A 1,831-nucleotide genomic window follows, 5' to 3' on the forward strand; every position below is an offset into this window, starting at 1 on the left:
GTCATCCAGACCTGGATCAGCACAAAGGTCGGCCAGCACGTCATGCACGAGCTGCGCACCAGCGTCTTCACCCATCTGCAGCGGCAGTCGATCGCCTTCTTCACCCGCACCCGCACCGGCGAGGTGCAATCGCGGATTCAGAACGACATCGGCGGGATGGAGTCCGTCGTGACCTCGACCGCCACCTCCATCGCGTCCAACCTCACCACCGTCGTCGCGACCTCGGTCGCCATGGCCGTCCTGTCCTGGCGGCTGTCGCTCATCTCGCTCGTGGTCATGCCGCCCGCCATCTTCCTGACCCGCAAGGTCGCCAGGATGCGCCGGGCCATCACCACCCAGCAGCAGAGGGAGCTTGCCGATCTCAACGTGACGATCGAGGAAGGGCTTTCCGTCAACGGCATCCAGCTGGCCAAGACGATGGGCACCGGCCCGGCCCTGATCCAGCGGTTCGCCGGCTCTTCGGCCCGGTTGATCGACCTGGAGCTCCGCTCCCAGCTCGCCGGGCGCTGGCGGATGGCCTCGCTCACCATCATCTTCGCCGCGGTCCCAGCCGTCATTTACCTCGCCGCCGGCCTGCCCGTCTCCGCTGGGACCGTCAGCATCGGCACCCTGATCGCCTTCACCACCCTGCAGAATGCCCTGTTCCGGCCGATCACCGGCCTGCTCAGCACCAGCGTCTCGGTGATCAGCTCGCTGGCCCTCTTCGCGCGGATCTTCGAGTACCTCGACCTGCCCGTCGAGGTCGACGAGCCAGCGCACCCGGTCAGCGTCGACCCGGCCCGCGTCGCCGGGCACGTCCGCTTCGAAGGCGTCGGTTTCACCTACCCGGGTGCGGACCGTCCCGCCCTGGCCGGCATTGACCTGGACGTCCCGGCCGGCAGCACGCTCGCCCTGGTCGGCGAGACCGGATCGGGCAAGACCACCCTCGGCTCGCTGGTCGCGCGGCTCTATGACCCGACCCGCGGCAGCGTCCGCATCGACGGCACCGACATCCGTGACATGCGGCTGGCCGACCTGGCCGCCATCGTCGGCGTAGTCAGCCAGGAGACCTACCTCCTGCACACCACCGTGCGGGAGAACCTGCGCTACGCCAAGCCGGGTGCCACCGACGCCGAGATCGAGGACGCCGCTCGCGCGGCGCAGATTCACGACCTGATCGCCAGCCTGCCCGACGGCTACGACACTATGGTGGGCTCCCGCGGCCACCGCTTCTCCGGCGGGGAAAAGCAGCGCATCGCCATAGCCAGGACGCTGCTGCGCGATCCGCGGGTGCTCGTCCTCGACGAGGCGACCAGCGCCCTGGATACGGAAACCGAGCGGGCGGTGCAGCAGGCCTTCGACACGCTGGCCCGGGGCCGCACCACCATCACGATCGCGCACCGCCTGTCCACCGTCAGGAACGCCGATCAGATCATCGTGCTCGACCACGGCCGCATCGTCGAGGCCGGTGACCACGCCAGCCTGCTGGCCGACCAGGGACGCTACGCCGAACTGGCCGCATAAGACTCCCGCCGGCCCGGACCAGCATCAGGGCTTGCGGCCCCAGGCGGTCACCAGCAGATGCGGCATCATCAGCGTGCGCGGGTCGGCGAGGTGCGCACGGACCGCCGCGTCCACGTCCGCCAGTTCACGCTCGCCGGCCAGCCCGAGGCCGAGGATCACCGGGTGCAGGCTGCGCACCAGGTCGGGGATCACGGTGCGCCGCGAATGCCCCGCCGGGTAGCTGCCGGCGTACACCGTCGCCCCGACGTCGGTCAGCCCCGCCTCGCGGAACAACTCGGGCAGCCGGCGCCCCAGGCGCAGGTCTGCCCCGGCCCGGGGGAAGCTGGCG

The 1,831-nt window shown here is 70.2% G+C and carries 1 protein-coding gene and 1 pseudogene; one reads left to right on the forward strand and one right to left on the reverse strand.

Going from position 1 to position 1,831, the window contains the following annotated elements; all coding sequences use genetic code 11:
• Nucleotides 1–1,503: ABC transporter ATP-binding protein (locus tag WA805_RS02570; RefSeq protein ID WP_425241557.1), on the forward strand; the 1,503-nt coding region annotated here is incomplete at its 5' end.
• 24 nt (nucleotides 1,504–1,527) lie between these two features.
• Here WA805_RS02570 and WA805_RS02575 read toward each other — a convergent pair.
• Nucleotides 1,528–1,831, reverse strand: a pseudogene (locus tag WA805_RS02575) (hypothetical protein); the annotation flags it as partial.

The organism is Trebonia sp., from assembly GCF_049794275.1.
Taxonomy (GTDB): domain Bacteria; phylum Actinomycetota; class Actinomycetes; order Streptosporangiales; family Streptosporangiaceae; genus Trebonia.